This is a genomic window from Hymenobacter negativus, assembly GCF_016056375.1.
Taxonomy (GTDB): Bacteria; Bacteroidota; Bacteroidia; order Cytophagales; family Hymenobacteraceae; genus Hymenobacter; species Hymenobacter negativus_A.
Genome location: NZ_JAEDAE010000001.1, coordinates 446,023 through 468,315 on the forward strand (window position 1 = coordinate 446,023; position 22,293 = coordinate 468,315).

At 63.7% G+C, this 22,293-nt stretch carries 16 protein-coding genes; 9 read left to right on the forward strand and 7 right to left on the reverse strand.

What is annotated here, in order from left to right:
• The first annotated feature begins 406 nt into the window (after positions 1–406).
• From I7X13_RS01955 to I7X13_RS01970, 4 genes are all read left to right on the forward strand, one after another.
• The gene (locus tag I7X13_RS01955; protein WP_198074145.1) at positions 407–2,656 is read left to right on the forward strand and encodes an OmpA family protein; all 2,250 of its coding nucleotides are present in this window, start codon (positions 407–409) and stop codon (positions 2,654–2,656) included.
• 178 nt (positions 2,657–2,834) lie between these two features.
• Positions 2,835–3,563 carry a bifunctional demethylmenaquinone methyltransferase/2-methoxy-6-polyprenyl-1,4-benzoquinol methylase UbiE gene (gene ubiE, locus I7X13_RS01960; protein WP_198074146.1) on the forward strand — a complete coding sequence of 243 codons (729 nt, stop codon included), beginning with the start codon at positions 2,835–2,837 and terminating at the stop codon, positions 3,561–3,563.
• 5 nt (positions 3,564–3,568) lie between these two features.
• Complete coding sequence (porT, locus tag I7X13_RS01965) at positions 3,569–4,315, forward strand: type IX secretion/gliding motility protein PorT/SprT (protein ID WP_198068098.1); 747 nt, start codon at positions 3,569–3,571, stop codon at positions 4,313–4,315.
• A 90-nt stretch (positions 4,316–4,405) separates the two neighbouring features.
• Positions 4,406–5,152: an SDR family NAD(P)-dependent oxidoreductase gene (locus I7X13_RS01970; RefSeq protein ID WP_198074147.1), complete on the forward strand. Its 747-nt coding sequence runs from the start codon at positions 4,406–4,408 to the stop codon at positions 5,150–5,152.
• A gap of 57 nt (positions 5,153–5,209) precedes the next feature.
• Here the strand turns inward: I7X13_RS01970 and I7X13_RS01975 are convergent, their stop codons facing one another.
• From I7X13_RS01975 to I7X13_RS01985, 3 genes are all read right to left on the reverse strand, one after another.
• A complete protein-coding gene (locus I7X13_RS01975) occupies positions 5,210–5,863 on the reverse strand; it encodes an alpha/beta hydrolase (RefSeq protein ID WP_198074148.1) in 654 nt (217 codons plus the stop codon).
• Between the two features lie 23 nt (positions 5,864–5,886).
• Complete coding sequence (locus I7X13_RS01980) at positions 5,887–6,387, reverse strand: cytidine deaminase (RefSeq protein WP_198074149.1); 501 nt, start codon at positions 6,385–6,387, stop codon at positions 5,887–5,889.
• A 151-nt stretch (positions 6,388–6,538) separates the two neighbouring features.
• On the reverse strand, positions 6,539–10,759 hold the full coding sequence (locus tag I7X13_RS01985; protein ID WP_198074150.1) for a beta strand repeat-containing protein: 4,221 nt from the start codon (positions 10,757–10,759) through the stop codon (positions 6,539–6,541).
• Between the two features lie 227 nt (positions 10,760–10,986).
• Between I7X13_RS01985 and I7X13_RS01990 the strand changes: the two genes are divergently transcribed.
• The 3 genes from I7X13_RS01990 to I7X13_RS02000 all read left to right on the forward strand — a co-directional run bounded on the left by I7X13_RS01990 (position 10,987) and on the right by I7X13_RS02000 (position 15,204).
• A complete protein-coding gene (locus I7X13_RS01990; RefSeq protein ID WP_198074151.1) occupies positions 10,987–12,930 on the forward strand; it encodes a sensor histidine kinase in 1,944 nt (647 codons plus the stop codon).
• Positions 12,931–13,001: 71 nt separating this feature from the next.
• The gene (locus I7X13_RS01995; protein WP_198074152.1) at positions 13,002–13,754 is read left to right on the forward strand and encodes a LytR/AlgR family response regulator transcription factor; all 753 of its coding nucleotides are present in this window, start codon (positions 13,002–13,004) and stop codon (positions 13,752–13,754) included.
• A gap of 100 nt (positions 13,755–13,854) precedes the next feature.
• Entirely contained in the window at positions 13,855–15,204 is a 1,350-nt protein-coding gene (locus tag I7X13_RS02000) for a saccharopine dehydrogenase family protein (protein WP_198068105.1), read from the forward strand.
• Positions 15,205–15,341: 137 nt separating this feature from the next.
• On the opposite strand, the gene I7X13_RS02005 is transcribed toward I7X13_RS02000, so the two are convergent.
• Positions 15,342–18,305: a GEVED domain-containing protein gene (locus I7X13_RS02005; RefSeq protein WP_198074153.1), complete on the reverse strand. Its 2,964-nt coding sequence runs from the start codon at positions 18,303–18,305 to the stop codon at positions 15,342–15,344.
• A 299-nt stretch (positions 18,306–18,604) separates the two neighbouring features.
• Between I7X13_RS02005 and I7X13_RS02010 the strand changes: the two genes are divergently transcribed.
• Together I7X13_RS02010 and I7X13_RS02015 are read left to right on the forward strand one after the other, a co-directional pair.
• On the forward strand, positions 18,605–19,573 hold the full coding sequence (locus I7X13_RS02010) for a hypothetical protein (RefSeq protein ID WP_213019003.1): 969 nt from the start codon (positions 18,605–18,607) through the stop codon (positions 19,571–19,573).
• Positions 19,566–20,258 (forward strand): ATP-binding cassette domain-containing protein, encoded by a 693-nt coding sequence (locus I7X13_RS02015; protein WP_198074155.1) that lies wholly within the window; start codon positions 19,566–19,568, stop codon positions 20,256–20,258. Before I7X13_RS02010 ends, I7X13_RS02015 begins: the two co-directional genes overlap by 8 nt.
• 31 nt (positions 20,259–20,289) lie before the next feature.
• Here I7X13_RS02015 and I7X13_RS02020 read toward each other — a convergent pair whose 3' ends face one another.
• The 3 genes from I7X13_RS02020 to I7X13_RS02030 form a co-directional block, all read right to left on the reverse strand.
• Positions 20,290–21,015, reverse strand: coding sequence for a tRNA1(Val) (adenine(37)-N6)-methyltransferase (locus I7X13_RS02020; protein ID WP_198074156.1), 726 nt, complete (start codon positions 21,013–21,015; stop codon positions 20,290–20,292).
• A 7-nt stretch (positions 21,016–21,022) separates the two neighbouring features.
• The gene (gene rnhA, locus I7X13_RS02025) at positions 21,023–21,496 is read right to left on the reverse strand and encodes a ribonuclease HI (RefSeq protein WP_198068110.1); all 474 of its coding nucleotides are present in this window, start codon (positions 21,494–21,496) and stop codon (positions 21,023–21,025) included.
• A 103-nt stretch (positions 21,497–21,599) separates the two neighbouring features.
• Complete coding sequence (locus I7X13_RS02030; protein WP_198068992.1) at positions 21,600–22,160, reverse strand: MarC family protein; 561 nt, start codon at positions 22,158–22,160, stop codon at positions 21,600–21,602.
• Between the last annotated feature and the right edge of the window lie 133 nt (positions 22,161–22,293).

Below are 22,293 nucleotides of genomic sequence, written 5' to 3' on the forward strand. Positions count from 1 at the left end.
CGAGCCGCAAAATTACGCTGGAATGCAACCCGATGATGAATAAATAAAAATGCACCAATGAATGGCTATTTCATTGGTGCTTCTATATTTGCGCGGCATGCCCGCCAAACCAGCAGGCCGCTGCCGCCGCACTCGACCACACCCAAATGGCCGAAATTTTGCCAAAAACCGCTTTTCGTAAGCAAACAGCCTATCTTTGCCCGCCATTGGCGCTGCCCTGACGCGGCGTCGTTCGGGCTTTTCGGCCCTGTAATCGGTTACCTTCTGCGCAAATGTGCATTAAAGCCTAACCCTATCGTGGTTTTTCAGTATAAGCCCAAAATATAGTTTTCTGCGGCTGCTTCCGGCGGCGCATTCTGCTCTTACAATCCCTTCAGAAATTTCTTTTTTTCAAACCTCTCCTCCAATGGACAACTTATCCAGAAGGTTACTGCAAGCGTCGTGCGCCGTTGCCCTCACCGCCACCATCGCCTCCCCGGCACAGGCGCAAAGCACGCGTAAGGACCTGAAAACCGGCAACAAGTTCTTCGAGCAGGAAAACTATCGCGCGGCCCTGCCTTACTACGAAAAGGTATTGGCCAAAGACCCGAACAATGCCAAAGCGCTGTTCAACGCCGGTATCTCCTATATGTCGTTCGACAAGGAGAAGGCCAGCGACTACATCTACAAAGCGCAGAAGCTGAAGCCGAAGGTTTCGAAGGACGTGGAATACTGGCTCGGCCGCGTTGACCACCTCAACTACAACTTCGACGAGGCCGTGGCCCACTTCCAGGCTTACAACGCAACGCTGAAGAAAAACGACCAGCGTAAAGAAGAACTGGCCCAGCTCATTCAGCACAGCAAGAATGCCAAGGTACAATTCAACTCGCCCAAAGACATCTTTGTAAAAAACCTGGGTCCTACCATCAACACGCAGTTCTCGGAGCACAGCCCCGTGATTTCGTCGGATGATAAAATCCTCATCTTCACCTCGCGTGGCGAGAGCGTGACCGGTGCCAGCGGCAGCGTGAGCGACAAGAAAAACAAAAGCGTTGCTGCCGACGGTGAGTACTACGAAGACATCTTCGAAGCCACCCGCGTAGATGACGAGAACTGGCAGAAGCCCCGCTCGCTGAGCGGTGTGCTGAACGGCAAAGGCCACGACGCCTCGATTCAGCTGTTCGACAACGATACCAAAATGTTGATGTACCGCAACGACAACAACGGCGACATCTTCGTGACGGATAAGAGCGGCGGCGACTGGACGGCTCCCAAGCCTCTGGATGGCAACATCAACTCGAAAGCGTTTGAGTCGGATGCTTACATCACGCCGGACGGCCTGACCATCTACTTCTCGACCGGCAAATACTCGGAAGACGGCACGCTGGACCTGTACACTGCTACCCGCACCTCCACGGGCTCGGACTGGGGTACGGCCCGCTCGCTGGGTGCCAACATCAACACCAAGTACGACGACGACAGCCCTTACCTAAGCAAGGACGGCAAAACGCTGTATTTCTCGTCGCGCGGCCACAACACCATGGGCGGCTACGACATCTTCAAGTCGGAGTACGACGAGGCTGGCCGCAAGTGGGGCCCGGCCCAGAACATGGGTTACCCCGTGAACACGCCGGATGATGACTCCTACTACCGCCTGAGCCCCGACGGCTCGTATGCTTACCTGAGCTCGTACCGCATTGGTGGCTACGGGGAAAAGGACATCTACACCATCAACTACATCAAGAACGCCAACATCGTTGGTAAGGTGTTCTCGTCGAAAGACAGCACCACGGTGATTCCGGGTGTGGAGCTGGTATTCAGCGGTTCGCAGGCTGATAAAACGGCCCTGAGCTTCCGCGACGTGACCAAGCCGGATGGTGCTTACCAGGTAGCCGTGCTTTCGGGCCGTACCTACCAAGTGGCCGTGAGCAAGGACGGCAAGCCGATTGAGACGCAGGAATTTGCCGTGCCGGTTTCGACGAACGACTCGACGACTATCACGAAGAATTTCTACATCAACTTCGTAGATACGTCGGCGGTGAATATGTTCGCTACCAAGAACATTTACTTCGATACTGACAAGTACAAGCTGCGTCCGGAGTCGATTAAGACCCTGAATGAAATCAGCCAGGTGCTGACGGCTAACCCCGGCATCAACATCTCGGTAGAAGGCCATTGCGACTCGCGTAACACCGACGAGTACAACATGGTACTCGGCCAGAACCGCGCCAACGCCGCCTTCAACTACCTGAAGAAGCAAGGCATTGCCGAGGCCCGTATGACGACCGTAAGCTACGGCGAGCGTCGTCCGGCAGCGCCGAACGATTCGCCTGAGAACATGCAGCTTAACCGTCGCGATGAGTTCAAGGTGGTGCTGAAGGAAGGCGAAACCATGCCGACCATGAATGCTCCGACCAGCGGTACGGGCACGGGCATGAGCGGTTCCTCGACCACCACCACGACCACGACTGCTCCGCTGAACCCAGGCAAGAGCAAAGTGAAGATGGCCGACGGCACCAAGGTGAAAACCAAGGTGGATGAGGACTCGGACAAAGTGAAGGTGAAAACCAAAGGCTCGGCCGGCGACAAATCGAAGACCATCACCAAAGACGGTGAACTCGACGCCAAAGCCAAAGACGCCAGCGGCGAAAAAACCAAAGTAAAAGGCAAGAACTAATTATCGTTCAGCCTACTAAGTTGGGAAGCGGGCCGGGCAATTTGTCCGGCCCGCTTTTATTATCAAGCGTTCAAAAGTGTCGCTATTCTTTTCTGGCGGCGCCTGCTAACAAACCAGCCCAATTGGGCGTTGGGGGAGAACAATTTTCCTGCTTCATTAACGTTCTTTGCGCCCGCACATGGCCGTCGTACCCTACAAAGACAATTCCGCCGATAAGAAATCGCAGGTTGCCCAGATGTTTAACTCCATCGCGGGCAAATACGATTTTCTCAATCATTTCCTCAGTGCCGGCACCGACATCTACTGGCGGCGCAAGGCGGTGGACGAGCTGAAAACCCTGCGCCCGGCCCGCATTCTGGACATTGCCACCGGCACCGCCGATTTCGCGATTGAAACCCTGCGGGCGGCCGCGCCCGATGCCCAGGTAACGGGCGTCGATATTTCGGAAGGGATGCTGGAGGTAGGACGGCGCAAGCTTGCTGCCAAAGGGTTGGGCAACCGCATTCAGCTGGAGCTCGGCGACTCGGAAAACCTGCCGTTTGGAGACAACGAGTTCGACGCGGTGACGGCCTCGTTTGGCGTGCGCAATTTTGCGCACTTAGAAAAAGGCTTGGCCGAAATGCGGCGGGTGCTTAGGCCCGGCGGCAAGCTGGTGGTGCTGGAGTTCAGCAAACCAACCGCTTTCCCGCTCAAGCAAGCCTATAATTTTTATTTCAGTCGGGTGCTGCCGGTTTTTGGCAAGATGATTTCCAAGGACCAGTCAGCATATACGTACCTGCCCGAATCGGTGCAGGCCTTCCCCGACGGCCCCGATTTCCTGGCTATACTGACCAAAGTTGGCTTCAAAGAACCTGCATGGCAACCACTCACCTTCGGCATAAGCTCCATTTACACCGCGCAGAAATAAAGCGCTTGCTGCTGCTGGGCGTGCTGGCGCTGCTGCTGCCCACGGCCGCAATGGCGCAGCGCAAAGCCCAGTCGCGGGCTAACCGGGGCAAAAACGGCACGCTCAAATCCATCACGGTGAATAATCTGCCGGGCTACGACGACCGGTGGTTTCATCCGGGCATGTACATCAGCGGCTCGGCTTCGCGGTTCGTGATTGAGCAGTCGAGCTCGTATATCAGTAACCAGTACGTGACGGCCAATTCCATCTACAGCCCAAGTTTGGGGGTGGGTTTTATTGGCGACGCGCGGATTGGCGGGCCTCGCTCGCCGTTTATTTTTCGCTTTGCGCCGGGGGTTAATTTCCTGACGCGGAAAGTGGAATTTACGCCGCGAAATTACCCAGTGCCGGATTCAGTAGTTACGCAGGAAGTGACCTCGACGGTGGTGCAGTTTCCGCTGCTGATTAAGTACCAGTCGGACCGGCGGCGCAACTCGCGGATGTACATGATTGCGGGCATCAGCCCCAGCCTCACGGCCAGCAACCGCCGCAGCGACCCATTGCGTAATCAGCTTCAGGCGCTCGGCAGCGACCTGACGCTGGAGTATGGCGTGGGCTTGGACCTGTTCTACCCGCTGTTTAAACTGGCCCCGGAAATTCGGTTTTCGCACGGGCTGAAAAACCTGCTCGTGGGCCACAATGATGTATTCAGTAATAGCCTGCAAAGCATCAGCACCAATTCGGTGACGCTGTACATCAACATTCAAAACTGATTTACTTGTAGTCGGTATTGGGTAGCCAAATGTTGGACCATGTGGTTCCGGCAGTTGACTACTCAATGCCGACTTTTCATTTCAAACTATATGAAAACTGCTTTTATAACCGGCGCTTCGTCGGGCATTGGCCGGGCTACGGCGGTGGCGCTGGCCAAGGCCGGCTACCAATTGGTGGTGACTGGGCGGCGGCGCGAACGGCTGGATGAGCTGGTAGCGGAGCTGGCCCCGGTGCAGGTGCACGTGCTCACGTTCGATGTGCGCGACCGGGCGGCCGTGGATGCGGCCGTGGCAGCATTGCCTGAGGCACTGCGGGCGCCGGATGTACTGGTGAACAACGCCGGCGGAGCGCATGGGCTGAACCCCATCCAAGCCGGCGACCCGGCCGATTGGGATGAGATGCTGGATGCCAACGTGCGCGGCCTGCTGAACGTGACCCACGCGCTGCTGCCGGGCATGACGGCCCGCAAAACGGGTTTCGTTCTAAACATAGGCTCCATTGCCGGGCAGGAAGCCTATGCCAACGGCAATGTGTACTGCGCCAGCAAAGCCGCGGTGCAAATGCTCACCAAAACCATGCGTCTCGACCTGCTGCCCACCGGCGTGCGGGTGGCCGAAGTAAATCCTGGAGCCGTGGAAACCGAGTTTTCGCAGGTGCGATTTAAAGGTGATGAGGCGCGTGCGGCAAAGGTGTACGAGGGCTTCGAGCCGCTCAAGCCGGAGGATATTGCCGAGGTAATTGTGTTTATGGTGACCCGGCCGCCGCACGTAACCATTGCCGAGGTGCTGGTGCTGGCCGGGGCGCAGGGCGCGGCCACGACGATTAACCGGAAGTAATCTGCTGCAAACAGAAAAGCCCCGCGGCTGCGCAAAAGCGTATGCGGTGGGGCTTTGTTATTTTCTCACCGCGGCCAACTGTTCCAGGAGGGCACGGTTCAGCTCGTGCCTGCCGGCGAAAGTGAGCAGCCGGGTTGCGGCTCCGAACTGCTGTAGCTGCTGGTGTTGCTGCTCGGCCTGGGCGGTTGAAATGTACTCGTCGGCGGTACCGATGACGATGGTAAGCAGCAGGCCTTTCAGAAGTTTGCTAGCGGCGGTGGGGGCAAGGTCCTCAGGAAAGCCACCGGCCCAGAGAATGAGATGCGCGGGCCGGAACGCCGCCTGCGCCAGCCAGCGCCCCACGGTGGCCGTGCCCTGCGAAAAACCCAGCACCGTCACGTGCACATCGGGCGGGCATTGGGCCAGCACAGCTGCGGCCAGCTGGTTGAGAAAGTTGACGTGGTCTTGGATTTCGTGCAGGCGGTCGTCGCGGGTCATCCAGCTGGCGCCTACGCGGCCGCCGTTGCCGCTGAGGTAGAAGCGCGAGAGGCCTTCGGGGGCGATGATGACGGTGGCCGGGTCGGCTTCGGCCAGAAAAGCGAAGTGGCGAACAAAATACGCCGCCAGCTGCCCGTAGCCGTGGCAGACGAACCAAACACGCCGCGTTTGGGATGATAAAATGCCCAGCTGCTGGTAGCGGGCGGTACGGGCAACGGTGATATGGCGCTCCATGAAACCGTGGGGCCGACGACTGGCTACCCAACGGGCGGCAGGTCGTCGGGGGAGAAGCAAAAGGGCATGAGGGCGCTGAGCGTGCTGAAGCGCAGAATGGTACCATCGCGGCCGGGCAGGAGCAGGGGGATGGGCTGACCCTGGCGGCTTTCGTATTCCAGCATTACCTGGCGGCAGGCACCGCAGGGAAGGGCAGGGCCAAAGCTGCCGTGGCGGGGGCGGGCGGCCACGGCCATGCCCACGATGGGCGCGTGGCCGGGCTGCGCGGCGGCCAGGCCAAACAGGGCCGTGCGCTCGGCGCAGAGGCCGCTGGGATAAGCGGCATTTTCCTGGTTGGTGCCTTTGAAAAGGGTACCATCGGCGAGGAGCAGCGCGGCCCCGACATGGAAGCCGGAATAGGGGGCGTAGGCGTGCGCGGTGGCATCGCGGGCGGCCTGCCAGGTGGTGTGCTCAGCGGGGGTGAGGTCGGTAGCGGCGTCCAGCTCATCGAAGTCAATAAGCTGCTGGCGGGAATTGCGGGCCATGCGGATGGGATTAGGGGGCGGCGAAGGTAATACGGTTGCCGCACTTTTGCTTAAGTTGCCAACCGGCCGGGCAAACGATTTTGCTTAAAGCACAACGTTCCGGCCCAAACGAATGGGCCGGAACGTCGGCAACCGGTTGCGTAATGACTAATTACTCAACCACCACCTTGCGCAGCAGCACATCGGTGCCCTGCTGCACGCGCAGGGTATAAAGGCCCGGGGCCAGTCCGCGGGTGGCCAGCTGTTGGGTGCCAGCGGCCAGCGCCTGCGTGCGGACGGTTTGGCCCAGGGCGTTGTACAAGGCCACGGTGCCGGCGGCGGGGGCAAGGCCTTGTACTTCAAGGGTGAATTCGCCGCCAGTAACGGGATTGGGGTAGAGACGCACCAGGGCGTCGAGGGCCGAGCGGGTGCTGAGCGGGCTCAGGCCGAGGGTGAACGGCCCGCCGGCATCGTTCGAGCTGTAGCCCGACACGGCCAGGTAGTAGCGCTGCCCGGCGGTGAGGCCCGTAATGGCTACGTTGCCCACGTTTTGGTTGGAGCCCGCGCTGGCCCGGCAGAATACCTGCGCGAAACCGGCCGAGCAACTGGTGGCCGAAAACACGCGCACCGTGCCGGCGGCCGTGCCGCTGGTGTAGAGCGTGAAGCTGCTGCTGCTGGGCGTGAAAGTAAACCACACATCCTTCGGGGCCTGGCTGCCCGCGCAGGTGGGCAGCGCGTTGGCCAGGCCGCCGCCAATGCTGGTGGTGGCGTTGGCGTTGGTGCTGCTGACCTGGCCGGTGAGGGCCACGGCACCGCAGGGCTCGTCGTTGAGCAGCTGCGGCTGGTCGAACGTCACCGTCTGCGTGTTGTTGGCGGCGTTGCCGTCGGGCTGGCCATTGGGCAGGCTGCCGGTCACGGTGAGCGTGTAGCTGGTGGTTTGGGTGAGGGTGACGCCGGTGCTGAACGTGAGCTGCTGGGTGGCGCCGGCGGCCAGGCTCAAGCCGCTGAAGGTTTGCTGGTTGGTAGCCGGGGTGGCGCCGTTGTTAATGGCGTAGGCCAGCGTGACAGACGTCAGCACGGCCGTGCCGCCGTTGCGAATGGTCACCGTGACGGGGTTGGCGCCCAGCACGGCGGGCGTGACAGGGGCATCAATGCTCACCACGGCTACGTCGTTGGCTACCACGGTCAGCTCAAACGCGCCTACGTCGGGGGTGCTGCCGCGCTGCACGCCCACAATGTCGCGCGGCACCCGCGTGAGCACGGCCGACGTGCCCGAGGCATCGAGGCCGATGGCGGTGGGTAGCAGGTTGCCGGTGGCGGCGGCCGTAAACTGCGGGTTGGTCTGGAAGCTGTGCTGGTCGTAGGCGCTGCTGTTCACGGCCTGCCAGTTGGCCAGCGTGGCCTGGTTGGTGGAGTAGTAACCGGTGTAGAAGCCGGTGCCCGTGCCGAGGTACAAATCATTGTAATCGGAAAGGATGGACGAGGTAGTGGTGCTGAAATACAGGGCGTAGCGGCTGCCCGTGCCGCCGCGCGTGATGCTTATCAGGTTGTTGCGGAAGTCGATGTTGGTCGAAGCGGTGACCTGGTAAAAACCGTAGCAGTTGATGCTGCCGGCGTTGGCCGTGTTGTCGAACGAGATGGTGTTGTGGTAGTAGCGGCAGTAGGACGAAGACGCATTGTAGATGCCGTAGTCCTGGCCCGCTGCGTTGAAGTTGTAGATGATGTTGTTGACCGCGTCATTTTCCTGGCCCGCCAGCCCGCTGTTGTTGATGTAGTAAATGCCGTAGGCGCCGGTGGTAACGGTCGTTGTGAACGGGTCGTGAATGCGGTTGCGCTCAATGGCCGTGCTCACGTTGCCGATGCAGTAAATGCCGTAGAACGTGGTCAAATTGCTGGTGCGGGTGGGGCGGGAAATGTTGTTGGCCAGCAGGCGGGCGCCGGTGCTCGATGACAGCTCAATGCCGCGCTGGTAGAAGTCGCGCAGGTCGTTGCCGCTGATGCGCAGGCCGGCCACGCGGTTCGTCGTCGACAGGCCGTTAATCTGAATGGAGCCATAGCCACCGCTGATGACGTTGCGCTCGAGGCGCAGGTTGTTGGCGTTGCCGGGGGGCACTAGCGCGCCAAACGGGTTAAGGGCCACGATGCCGAAGCTGCCCGACGTGAGGGTGGACGACACCAGGATGTTGCAATCCTGAATGCGGTTGTTTTCGGCCGCGCCCACCAGCTGCACGCCGTTGCTGAACGTAGTACCGCCCGACCCGTCGATGGTCAGGTTTTGCAGGGTCACGTAGTCGGTATCGAGCAGCGAAACAACGGTTTGCTGCGAAGCGGTGCCGGCAAAGCTGATGGTTTGCTTAGCGCTGCCGCCGTCCACTACCAGCGTGTCGGTGGCGCTCACGCCGGGCACTACGCCCAGCACAAAAGCCTCCTGGTAAGGGCCGTTCAGCACGTTCAGGCGCACCGGGCCGCTGATGCCGCCGCCGTTCAGGCGGGTGGCAGCATCGGCGAAGCTGGCGAAGTTGGTGCCGCCGGTGGGCAGCTGCTGGTTGATGGTGTAGGTGCCGCGCAGGGCCGTGTACACCGTGGTGGTGCGGCTGTTGTTGGTGGCGTTGCTGTCGGCCTGGCCATTGGGCAGGCTGGCCGTCACGGTGAGGGTACTGGCTCCGGCCGCCAGCGTGGCCGTGGTGCTAAAGCTGAGGCTGGTGGTGGCGCCGGGGGCCAGCGCCGGGCTCAGGGCGAAGGTTTGGGCCACCGGCGTGCCGTTGTTGAGCACGTATTCGAGGCGCACGCTGGTGAGGGCGGTGCTGCCGTTGTTGAGGACGGTGACCGTGACCGGGCCGCTGCCCACCGCAGCGGGCGAGGCCGGCGCGTCGATGCGCAGCAGGGCCACGTCGAGGGCCGGGGCGGTAAATTCGTAAGCGCCCATATCGGGGGCGGTGGTGCTGCGCGTGGCACCGGTCACGTCTTGCGGCACGCGGGCCAGCGGGGTGGCCCGGCCATCGAGCGGGCTGGCGGTGGGGCGCAGGTTGCCGGTGGCACGGTTCTCGAAGCCAGGCTCGGCGGCGGTGCTGTTCAGGTCGTAGGGGCCGCCGGTAGCGGCCTGCCAGGCGGCCAGGGTCGGGTAGGCGGTGCTGGCGGTGTAGCCCGTGATGAAGTTGAGGCCCTGCCCGTTCAGGTCGTTGTAGTCGGAAACGGTGGAGCCTGTGGTACCCAGCGACTGGTAGATGGCGTATTGCGGCGCGGTGCCGCCGCGGTTCACGCGCACCACGTTGTTTTTGAACTCCACGTTTGCCCCGGTCAGCTGGTAAAAGCCATAGGCGCTGTTGCCGCTGGTGTTAGCAGGCATGTCCAGGTCGACGGTGTTGTGGTAGTAGCGGCAGTAGGCGGAGCTGACGTTGTAGATGCCATAGGTGCTGCCCGTCGTCACCATGTCATACACTAGGTTGTTCACCACGTCGTTGGGCGCGGCGGCCGTGGCGGCGGTGGTCGTGTTCACATAAATGGCGAAGGCCGCGCTATTGGTAGCGCCCGCCGCAAAAGGCGTGTGCAGCCGGTTTTTTTCCACCGCCGCCCCGCTCACGCCGGAGGTCAGGTAGATGCCGTAGTAAGACGACACGGACGTTGCATTGGGCCGGGCCACGTCGTTGCCGATGAGCTGCGGGGCACTGACGTAACCCACGTACAGGCCGTACTGGTTGAAGTCGCGCACCGTGTTGTTGCTGATAACGATGCCCGGCGTGGGTGCGGTGGTGGAGTTGCCCACGGCCGTAATGCCGTAGTAGCCGCCCGTCACGGTGTTGTTGGTAATGCTCAGGTTCTGGTTGGTGGTTGCGCCAGTGCCGGTCATATTCGAGGCACTGCCGCTCGACACAATGCCGGCGCAGTTGAACGTCACGCCGCAGGTCACGGTGCAGTTGCTCACCGCGTCGTTGTCGGCGTTGTTCACCAGCTGAATGCCCCAGCCGTAGGAGCCCGTGCCCCCGCCGGTGGCCACCACGGTTAGGTTGTTCAATGTCACGTAATCCGTCCCGTTCAGTGTGACGACGGCCGGCTCGGTGAGCACCGTGGCGTTGTACTGAATGGTTCGGCCGTTGCCGTTGATGGTAATGCGGTTGGTAGCGCTGGTGCCGACGACGGCCTGCAGGCGCAGCTGCTCGGTGTAAGGCCCACCGCTCACGTTGAACGTCACCGGCCCGCTCACGCCGTTGGTGTTCAGCGCCGTGGCGGCCGCCGCAAAGCTGGCGTAGTTGGTGCCGCCGGTAGCCTGTGCGTCGTTGATGGTGTAGGTGCCGCTGAGCTGGGCCAGGGCCGCCGGCCCGCTGAGCAGCAGCGCGCCCAGGGCCGCCACCCGGCCCCATGGGGCACGAAGCAGTGCAGTAAAACGTGGGTTCATAAGACGAAAAAGGGAGAGGTGAAGAGATGACCAGCCGCCGGCCTGCCGGGCTGGGTGGCCTGCTTGCCGGGCAAGTTACCGGCTGAAATACCCCATTTAGCTTGCTTTGGCGCGAGTTGGCCGGTTTGCGCCGTGAGTCCGGCCGCGGGCGGCGCGAAGCCGGACTGGCGTTGGGTAGTGCGGGCGGCAACTCCTAAATTTAGGGCTTCATTCGTCCGGCTGTATTTATGAAGCGCCTCGTTTGCCTGCTGCTTGTGTTGTTGCCGCTCGGTGCCTCGGCCCAGGCGCGCCTCGACAGCTTGCGCCAGCGCCTGGCCGCCTCCCGGCCCGATACCAGCCGCGTGCTGCTGCTCAACCTGCTGTGCTGGGAAAACGCCACCCGCGACGCCCGCGCCGCGCAGGCTTACGGCCGGCAGGGGCTGGCCCTGGCCCGGGAGTTGCATTTCCGCCTGGGCGAAGTGTACGTGCTCAACTCCCTGGCCCTGGCCGCCTACGTGCAGCATGACGAGCCCGCCGCCAGCCGCTCTTACCAGCAGGCCATTCGGGTGGCCGAAACCGAGCCCCGCGCCGGCCGGCTGCTGTCGCTGGCGCTGTTGGGCCTGGGCCGCATCGCCAACCAGCAGCGCGACTTTGCCGAGGGCGAAAAATATTTCCGCCAGGCCCTGGCCCGTATGCAACAGCAAAAGCCGGCATCGGCCTCCGACATCGGCATGGTGCAAAACCATTTGTCGATGCTGTACTACGAGTGGCAGCGCTCGGGCCTGCCCGCGCCCGACTCCGTGGGCCGGCTTAGCCTGCGCTACGCCGGGCATGCGCTGGCCACCTTCCGCCGCCTGCCGCCCGATGCCAAGCTGGCTTCCTGCTTCAGCGACGTGGCCCTGGTGTATGCCCAGCACCAGCGCTACGACTCGGCCGAGTATTACCACCGCGCCGCCCAGCGCCTGTATGAGCGGTTTGGCGAGCGTTTCGGGCAAACGCAGAACCAGCTGAGTCTGGCCGACGTGCTGCTCGCCCGCCACCGCCCCGCCGAGGCCGTGCAGCTGCTGCGCCCGGCGCTGGCCTGGGCCCACCAGCTGCACCTGTCCGGCCTCGAAGCCCAGGCCCGCCAGAGCCTGGCCACCGCCCTGGCCGCCACCGGGCAGGGCCTCGAAGCCTACCAGCAAACCCGCGCCGGCCAGGCCCTGCTCGACAGCATTCAGGCCACCGAGCGGCGCCAGGACCTTACCCGCCTGCGGGTGCAGTTCGACTCGGAGCGGCAGCAAAGCCGCGTGCTGGCCCTCACGCAGCGCACCCAGCTGCAGCGGCGCTACCTGTGGTGGCTGGGCGGCCTGCTACTGGCTGTGGCCGCCGGGCTGCTGGCGGCGGGCGTACTGGGCTGGCGCCTGCGCCGCAGCCGCGCCCTGCTGGCCCGCCAAAACGAGGAGCTTACCACCACCCGCGCCGAGCAAGACCGGCTCTACGCTCTCATTGCCCACGACTTGCGCAGCCCGGTAGTGGCCTTCACCGGCCTAGCCGACCTGCTCACCAGCTATGTGGAGCGCCACGACACGGCCCGGCTGCTGCGCCTGGGCGGCCGCATGCGCCAAGCCGCCGAGGGCCTGCGTGGCCTGCTCGACAACCTACTCAGCTGGGCCCTGGCGCAGCGCGGCGAACTTACGCCCCGCCCCGAGCCCCTGGCCGCCGCCGACCTGCTGGCCGAAGCCGCCGGGCTATACCAGCCCAGTGCCGAAGCCGCTGGCGTGCAACTGGTAGTGGCCCCCGAGGCCAGCGGCCACCTGCTGGCCGACCGCAACATGACGCGCACCGTACTGCGCAACCTCATCAGCAACGCGCTGCGCGCCACACCGGCCGGGGGGCGCATCGAGTTGGCGACCGCGCCGGCCGCAGGCGGGGGGCTGAGCCTGCTAGTGCGCGATACCGGCGAGGGCATGACGGCCACGCAATTACAGCGTGTGTCGGGCGGGGCGCCCATCACCTCCGGGCGTTCGGGGGCGGCCGGGTTGGGGCTGCGGCTTAGCCAGGCGTTTGCCCGAGTGCAAGGCGGCCGGCTGGCCCTGCACAGCCAGCCGGGCGAGGGCACTACGGCGGTGCTCACCCTGCCGGCGGCTGCGGCGGGCCCTGCCGCGCTTTCGGTGCCCGATGCAGCTACACCCCACGCTGCCGTGGCCTAGCGCCGGGCCACACGGTGTAGCTTTGTGGCCCGCCGGCGTCACTGGCGGTTTTTGTTTTGCTTATTTGCTGCATGCCCGACGCCTTACCCATCCGAGTGCTGATTGTGGAGGACGAACCGCTCTACGCCGACCAGCTGGAGCTGCACCTGCAGCGGCTGGGCTACGAGCCGGTGGGACCGGCGGCCAACGCCCGCACCGCGCTGGCGTTGTTTCGGGCCGAGGCCGTCGATTTGGTGCTGCTCGATGTGCAACTGCGCGGGGCGATGGACGGCATTGAGCTGGCCGCCGAGCTGCTAGCCCAGCGACCGGTGCCGCTGCTGTTTCTGACCTCCTGCGCCGACGACGAAACCTTTGCCCGCGCCCGCCCGCTGGGGCCGGCCGCTTACCTCATCAAGCCCGTGGCCCCCGACGCCCTGCAGCGCGCCATGGCCCTGGCCGTGGACGGCTTCATGGCCCCGCCAACTGAACCCGCGGCGGCGCCAACCGAAGCCGCCGCAGGCCGGTCGGCAGCACTCTTTGTGAAGGAAAACGGACTGCTCGAAAAGATTCTGCTCGACAGCATTCGCAGCGTGGAGGCCAGCGATAAAACGTGCCGCCTGGTGCTGGCCGGGCGCGTGGTGCAGGTGCGGATGCCGCTGCGCGAGCTGGTGCGCCACCTGCCCACCGACCGGTTTGTGCAGATTCAGCGCAGCTATTTTGTCAACCTCGACTACATCGAGCGGCTCGACCCGGTGCGCCATCTGGTGCAGGTGGGCGAGCAGGTGTTGCCCGTGAGCGAAACCTACCACGCCGAGCTGCTACGCCGCCTGCACACGCTGGGGTAGGAGGAAAGCGGGCCGCCGGGACCGGAAAAAATTATGGCCGGCGGCCTGGGTTTGCCACTTCACCCGCGCCGTCTTCGCCCCGAGGCCCCATCTTTGCCGCATGACTTCCCGCCTGTTGCTCCTCGGGGCCGGCCGCTCGGCCTCGTCCCTCATCCAATACCTGCTGCGCCACGCGCCCACCGAAAACTGGTTCCTGACCGTGGCCGACGTGAACCCGGCGCACCTGGTACCGGTGCTGGCCGCCCACACCGAATACGCCCGGGCCGTGCCGTTTTCTACCGATAACGAAGCGCAACTGGATGAGCTGGTGAGCCAGGCTGATGCTGTTATTTCGATGCTGCCGGCCGCCCTGCACCCGGTAGTGGCGCGGGCCTGCGTGCGCCACGGCCGCCACCTGGCCACGGCCAGCTACGTGAGCCCCGAGATTCGGGCGCTGCACGAGGACGCGGTGGCCGCGGGCGTGACCTTGCTCATGGAATGCGGGCTGGACCCGGGCCTCGACCATATGTCGGCCATGCGCGCCATCGCGCACATCCGGGCGCGGGGCGGGGTTATTACCTCTTTCAAAAGCTACTGCGGCGGTCTGCTGGCCCCGGCGGCGGAAGGCGACAATCCGTGGAAATATAAGTTCACTTGGAACCCGCGCAACGTGGTGCTGGCGGGCCAGAGCACGGCCAAATTCCTGGAAAATGGCTTGCCGCGCTTCATTCCGTATCAGCAGCTTTTTGCCCGCACCGAAACGCTGACGGTGCCCGAATACGGCGATTTTGAAGGCTACGCCAACCGGGATTCGTTGAGCTACCGCGCGCCGTATGGGCTGGAGAATATTCCGACCATTTTGCGAGGTACGCTGCGGCGGCCGGGCTACTCTGCGGCTTGGCATGCGTTAGTGCGGCTGGGTTTGACGGATGATTCGGTGAACCTTGATAACCCCGAAACCATGACCTGGGCCGAACTGGTGGAAGCCTATTTGCCCACCTCGCTCATTCCCCATCTCGACCTGGCCCAGCGCACGGCCACCTACCTGGGCCTGAACCCCACTGGCGAAGAAATGGACCGCCTGAATTGGCTGGGCCTGTTTTCGGACCGGCCCGTGGGCCACGCCTATGCCACGCCTGCCCAGCTGCTGGAACGCCTGCTGGCTGAAAAATGGCAGCTCCAACCCCACGACCACGACCTGATTGTGATGCAGCACCTCTTCGAGTTTGAGCTGCACGGCACCACGCACCGCCTCACCTCGTCGCTGGCCGTGGAAGGCGACGACGCCACCCACACCGGCATGGCCAAAACCGTGGGCCTGCCGCTGGGAATGGCCGTGCGCCACCTGCTGCGCGGCGAAGTGCCCCAGCGCGGGGTATTGATTCCAGTGAATGCCGACCTGTACGAGCCCATTCTGGACGAGCTGGCCACGGACTACGGCATCCACTTCCATGAGGAGGAGGCACAATAGCACTGCCACTGTCAGCTCAGCCCTTTAACTACCCAAACTGTCATCGTTACCAATTAAAACAGCCCTTCCGATGACCAGTCAGGTCATCGGAAGGGCTGTTTTGATAGCAACAAAATCGAAGGAAAAAGTAGCCGAAACTATTCCACCACTAGGCGCTTCACCAGCGGGCCCTGGTCGGTGGCTAGCTGCACCAGGTAGAGGCCGGCCGGCAGGTGGGTCAGGTCAAGGGCCACTTGGGCATCGGCGCGGGCGGCGGGCACCATCATATGGCGTGCCACCTGCCCCACCGAGTTGAGCAGGGTTAGCTCGGCGGCTTGGTGGAGCAGGGCGGCGGGCACGGCCAGCGTGGCGGTGCGGTGGGCGGGGTTGGGAAACAGGCCCACCAGGGCGGCCAGCGCGGCGGGCCGGGTGGCCAGGGCGGTGCTGGCCGTGGTGCACACCGGCGGCAGCGACGTAACCCCTCCAGCGCAGGTGCTGGCCACGCACACCTGGTAGCTAGTGTTGGGGGCCAGACCGGTGAGGGTGTAAGGCGAGCTCACGGCCGTGGCCGTAATGGGCGTGCCCCCGCCCGTCGGCGTGGCCGTGATGGTGGTACCAGTAGTGCTGGGCGTGCCCGCCGTGAAGGCTACCGTGAGGCCTGTGAGGGGCCCGGCCGTGCTGCGCGTCACGCTAACGTTGGTGGGAGTGGGGCAGCCATTGGGCACCGTCGTCCCGATGGTGATGCGGAAGTCTGACGTTTGGCCCGTGGTAAAGGCCGTGCAGGCATCGGCCGCGCCCAGGCCGGCCCCGGCGGCCGTGGTGCGCAGCCGCAGGCGGGTAGCGCCCACTGTGGCTGAAGCCGGCACCGTGAACGATACCGTGGTGTTGCCGGTGACGTTCTGGCCCACCAGCGTAAACTCGCCGGGCTCGAACACGGCGTTCAGGTTATAGTCAATCCAGAGCCCGATGTCGGCTGGCCCGCTGCCCGCGGTGGTTTGCAGCTGGTAGGTGGTGCCCGCCAGCAGCGTGGCCGTGCCGGAGCCGGAAGGGTCATATTCGACGTAGGCGGAGCCCGGTTGGCAGGCCGGGGCCACGCTGTTGAGCGTGGTGCCCGCAATGGCTGCGCTGGTCAGGCTGGGGGCAGGGCAGGTTGTGCTGGTAATGCCGTGACTGCCCACGCAGTAGCCGGAGTTAGGCTGCTGCACCGATATTTCATACGGCCACGCATAGGCCGTGGTCAGCTCTTGGCCAATGCGGATGTAGTAGGTCTGGCCGGGCGTCAAGTTGGTAAGGGGCAGCGTGAGGGTGGCGTTTTGGTTGCCGGCGGCATTGGCGAGGTGGCGCGTGCAGGCCAGCCGCGTGAAGCCGGCACAGGTGCCGGCAAAGGCATCAACCAGAATGCTGCCCCGGTCGTCGATGCCCACCACCACGTTGTGGGCCGGGCCGGTGGCCACGAAGCGGTACCACACGTCCTGATTGATGGGCACGGTGCAGGCGGCGGTGGGCACTGGGGGCGCGGGCACCGCCACGGTGCCGCCGTTGGAGTTGCCGCTCACGGGCAGCGGGCTGATGCCCGTGACCAGCAGGATGGCATTGGCGCAATCATCGTTGGCGGGGGCGCCCGGCGGCGTCACGAATCCTACCGTTGCAGGAGATGAGGCCGAGCCCGGCCCGCAGTTGGCCACCACGGTCGCGCTGCTGCTGCCGCTGGCAATAAGGCCGGTGAGCTGCACCGGCGACCCCGTCACGAGCAGCGTGTAGATGGATGTGTTGCCAATACCAATGTAGCTGCCATACGTCACCGTGTAGCTCACGGTCCCGGCCACGGGCGTAAAGCTCAGGGTGGCCGTGGTGGCGGTGAGGTTGCTGATGACGAGGCCGGTGGGTGCGGCACAGCCGGCCGGGGCTGTCAGGGTCACGGTGTAGTCCTCGGTTTCGCCGCCGATGAGGCTGGTGCAGGCCGCCCCGGTGCCCAGCCCCGAAAAGCTTGACGCCAGCGAGCGCACCCGCAGCCCCGTGGGCCCGGCCAGGGCCGTTTGGGGGATGGTGAAGGAAACTGTCCGGGTAATATTGGCGCTGGTCACGCTGGCGGGCATAATGCTCTCGCTGGCCTCAAACACACCGTTTTGGTTGAAGTCGAGCCAGGCCGCCACATTGTCGGTTGCACTAACATTTGCCGTCTTCACGCTGAGCGAATACGAGGTGCCCGGTTGCAGCGTGGCCGTGGTGGGGCTGGCGGCCGGGAAGTTGGTGTAGCCCCCCGTAGTGCAGGCCGGCGACTGGGAGGTGTTGGTAAGCGTGGTGCCCGCAATGCTTACATCGGTAATGTTAGAGAAGCCGCAGCTGCCGCCGAGCCCGGTGCTGCAATAGCGCGTGGGCGTGCTGATGCTGCGCGTGACCGCCGGGGCCGTCTGGCCGCTGGCGGCGCAGGGAGCCGTCACGCGCACGGTGTAGGTGGTGCCCTGGGTCAGCCCGCTCAGCTGAATGGGCGAGGCCGCGGCCGTGGTGGTCTGGCTAAAGCCGTTGGGGCCGGTCACGAGCACCGCCACGGGCCAGGTGTTGTTGGCCCCGAGCGTGAGCGGAATAGTGGCCGTGGTGGTCGAGGCATACGTGGGCGTGCCGAGGGTGGGCGCGCCGCAGGTGGGCAGGCCCGGCCCATCGGCCACGCAGATGGTGAATGCCCCGGTGAGGTCAGCATCGGTGAAGCCCGCTACCCGCAGGTAGTAGGTGGTGTTGGGTATGAGCACACCCGTGGTCAGGCGCTGAGCGGCCGTGTTGGGGGCGCCGCTGCTCAGTGGGTTCGGGCTGAAATCAATAAGGGAAAACGGCCCAGTGCAGCCGCTGGCAGCGGCAAACAGTTGAATGAAGCCGGCCGGGTTGCCCGTCACCGTCACGGTGGCTCCAAAGCTGGCCGGCCCGCTGGCTGCCGTCGTGAACTTAAACCACACGTCTTTGGGGCTGCCGGTATTGGTGTAGCCGTTTGGCACGGTGGTAGTGGCGCCCTGGTTGGTAGCCGTGGTGGCCGCCGCGCAAAGGCTGCCTTGCGGGGTGAGGACAGTTGCGCCGCAGGGGTCGTCGTTGGCAGGGGCCTGCGCCCGGGCCGTCAGGCTGCCAAGCCCCATCAGGCACAGCATTAAAACGGACCGCGCACACTGAAGCGCTGTAGGGGTAGGGTTTTTTATCATAAGTACCGGCTGAAAGTGGAAATCGGCAGCTAGATACGGAGTTTTGAGTAGAAAATAATACCGGGCAGCGTACTAATCGGCTGCCGGATAGGGTGATTGCCAGATTGATAGCCGGGGGTCGGCTGCCAGTTACGCTGAGGAACTGGCGACGGCAACGGTTTAAGCATTCCGTACCTACGCCGCCGCCCGGGCCTGGCGCTGCAATAGCTGACGCCCGGCGGGCGTTACTTTGGCGCATGATGCAACTTCGGGCCTATTCACGGTTGCGCGTCCGTCTACTGGGCCGGCTGCTGCGCGAAATTGGGGCGTTGCGGCTGGCGTTGCTGGCCCCGGTGCTGCTGACGGCCGGAGGCCGGGCGCTGGTGCTGGCGGCCCCGCATCCGCAGGGCCAATGGGCCATACCATTTCTGACGTTCCTGACGCTGGCAGCGGCCCACCGGCAGCGGGCCGACTTACGCTTTCTGTTCATCAGCGCGCCGTACTTTCGACGCTGGCTGGCCGTGGAGTACCTGTTGCTGGCGCTACCGCTAGCAGCGGTGCTGGCCGTTTTCAAAGACTGGGGCGCAGCCCTGCTGACGCTGGTGCTGCCCGCTACGGCGGCCTTGCTGCCCGCAGCCCGCGACAGCCGCGGTACACAACACCGCGCCCGCAGCCTGTTTCGCAGCGAGGCCTTTGAGTGGGTGAGCGGGCTGCGCGGCGGCGGGCTCTGGGCCTGGCCGGTGCTGCTGGCCGGGGCCGTGTGGCAGCACGGCTCGCCGCTGGGGCCGGGCGTGGCGCTGGTGGCATGGCTGCTGGTGCTGCTGGCCTGCTACGGCACGCCCGAGCCGGTGACCATGTTGGTGCTGGCGGCGCGCGCACCGGGGCAGTTTCTGCGGCGGCGGCTGGGGCTGGGCGTGAGCTATGCTGCGCTCACGGCGTCCCCATTTTTCTGGCTCCTGGCGACGGGGCCGGCGGGCGTGGGCGGCGCAGTGGCGGTGGCCGCGTTCTGGCTGGGGCTGGTGGCCCTGCTCATGCTCACCAAATACGCATTTTACCCCAACGCCTCGCACATTCGCACCACGCAGGCGCTGGTAGTGGGCGTGGCGCTTACCTTATTTGCTCATCCGGTGTACCCGGTACTGCTGCTGGTGGCGGTTGGCGGCCTCATCTGGCAAAGCCGGCGGCGGTTGCGCGCTGTGCTAGGACAAACCGAAAACCATGCTTGAAATCAAGAACCTGCGCAAAGCCTACGGCTCACACGTCGTGCTGCACGACCTCAGCCTGAGCTTGCTGCCCGGCACCATCCACGGCCTAGTGGGAGCCAATGGCGCGGGGAAAACCACGCTCATCAACTGCCTTTACGGGCTGGAAAATGACTTCGCCGGCACCGTTCATAATACGGTGGGCCCGGCGGTGCGGGAGCAATGCGGCCTGCTGCCCTACGAGCCCTATTTCTACCCGCGCCTCACGGGGCGCGAGTACCTGGAGTTTTGCCTGCAGGCGCGGGGCCGGCCGGTGGTTGATTTCACCGGCTGGAATCAACTATTGGAATTACCCCTCGACCAGTATGCCGATGAGTACTCGGCTGGCATGCGCAAGAAGCTGGCCCTGCTCGCGCTGCTAGTGCAGCAGTTCGACTACCTGATTCTCGATGAGCCCTTCAATGGCCTGGACCTCGAAGCCAACCTGCTGCTGAAGGCCATTCTGAAGCGCCTGCGCGACCGGGGCACGGGCATTCTGCTCACCTCGCACATCCTGGGTGCCCTCACCGAAACCTGCGATGAAATCTCGGTGCTGGTGGATGGGCGCGTGCAGCGCCACTATGCGGCCAGTGAGTTTGGTTCACTGGAAAATGATTTGCTCGACAGCCTGCACCGCGAAAAGCTGGGCCTGCTCGCCGGGCTGACATAGCGGGTTGTAGCGCGGATTCTGCGAGTCCGCGCTACAGTGCCAGGTAAAACCCCGCCAGCAGTGCCCGAAACGCCGCCGAATATTCCGCGTCATTTTCTGCCGTGCGAATAATCAGCTCCTTTTCCCGCACCGTTGCTGCCGCGCGTCGAAAGCCGGTGATGTGCCGCAACGGCTTACTGCCGGGCCGGTGGCGCACCACCAGCCGCGTAGCCGGGTGCAGGCCAACGGCGGCCGCCTCCTGCTCAAAAGCCCGCATCTCGGGCGGCGGCAGTAGCACGGTGAGCAAGCCCGATGGCAGCAGAAACTCCGCCGCAAAAGCTGCTAAGGCTTCGAAAGACAGCGACGCGGCATCTTCGTGCCGGGCGGTGCTCCGCGCCGTATCCGGTGAGCGCAGCGACTGCCGAAAAAACGGCGGATTGCAGATGATGTGGCTAAAAGGCGCGGGGTGTGTAGTCTCAAACTTCGCCAAACTCAGCGCCCGCACCCGAATGCGCCCTGCCCACGGGCTGGCTGCCGCATTTGCTGTTGCCTGAATAGCTGCGGCAGCATCAATTTCCACCGCTTCAATTTCGACAGTGGGGTGGCGCTGAGCGGCCATGAGGGCCAGCAGGCCGGTACCGGTGCCAATATCCAGCAAGCGGGTGGCGTGGGTGAGGTCGGCGGCCGCGCCCAGCAGGCAGGCATCGGTGCTCACCTTCATGGCGCAAGCAGCTTGCTCGATGCGGAACTGCTGGAACTGGAAGTAGTCGTTGGACATGAAACGGCTACAGCAGCGACTTGGTGGCTTCGATAGCCTCGTAGCCCTCATCTACCAGCAGGCCTTTGCCCAGGGCGCTTTGCACGGCCAGCACGTCGCAGCGCTCGTTTTCGGCGTGGCCGGCGTGGCCTTTTATCCAGTGGAAGCTGACTTTGCGCTGCTTGTAGACGCGCAGGAAGCGCCGCCACAAGTCCTCGTTGGCTTTTTTGCCGAAGTCAGGCTTCTTTTCCCAACCGAAAACCCACTTTTTCTCCACGGCATCGACCACGTACTTGGAGTCGGACACGACGCGGATGGGCAGGTCGGGGCGGGTCACGGCTTCGAGGCCGACTATTACGGCCAGCAGCTCCATGCGGTTGTTGGTGGTGCGGCGGAAGCCCTGGGTAAGTTCCTTCTCGTGAGGGCCATAGCGCAGAATGGCGCCGTAGCCGCCGGGACCGGGATTGCCACGGGCCGAGCCGTCGGTGAACAGGTGAATCATATTAGGGACTTGGGGACCTGGGGTCTTGGGGACTTGGTTTTCTCAGCAATGTTTCATTGACCATCACCAAGTCCCTAAGTCCCCAAAACACTAAGTCCCTACATTAAAAATTGGCTTTGAACAGCTTGATGGCAATGGCCAGCAGAATCACGCCAAACACGCGGCGCAGGATGTCTTCGCCGGCTTTGCCGAGCTGGCGCTCAATCCAAGCGCTGGTTTTGAGCACGACGTACACAAACACGAGGTTGAGCAGGATGCCGACCAAGATGTTGGGCAGCGAGTAGGCGGCGCGCAGCGAGAGCAGCGTGGTCATGGTGCCGGCCCCGGTGATGAGCGGAAACGCCAGCGGCACAATGGAGCCCGTGCTGGCCGTGAGGTCGGAGTGAAAAAGCTGGATGCCGAGTATCATTTCCAGCCCGATAAGGAAGATGATGACCGCGCCGGCCAGTGCGAAACTCTCATTATCGACCCCAAACAGCCGCAGGATGCTCTGGCCCAGAAACAGGAACGCCACCATGAGGCAGCCCGCCACGAAGGTGGCCAGCTCGGCCTTAATCTGCCCCTCGCGCTGCCGAATCTGGATGATAATCGGGATGGAGCCCACGATGTCAATCACCGCGAACAGCGTGAGCGTGACGGAGAAGATTTGCTGGAGGGAGAACATGGGTAGGGCGTTTGTCATCCTGAGCGCAGCGAAGGACCTTATCGCCGGTGGATGTTTTGTAGTATGTCAAACGGCGCAAACGCGACAAGGTCCTTCGCTGCGCTCAGGATGACAGCCGTTGTGTATGCCAATG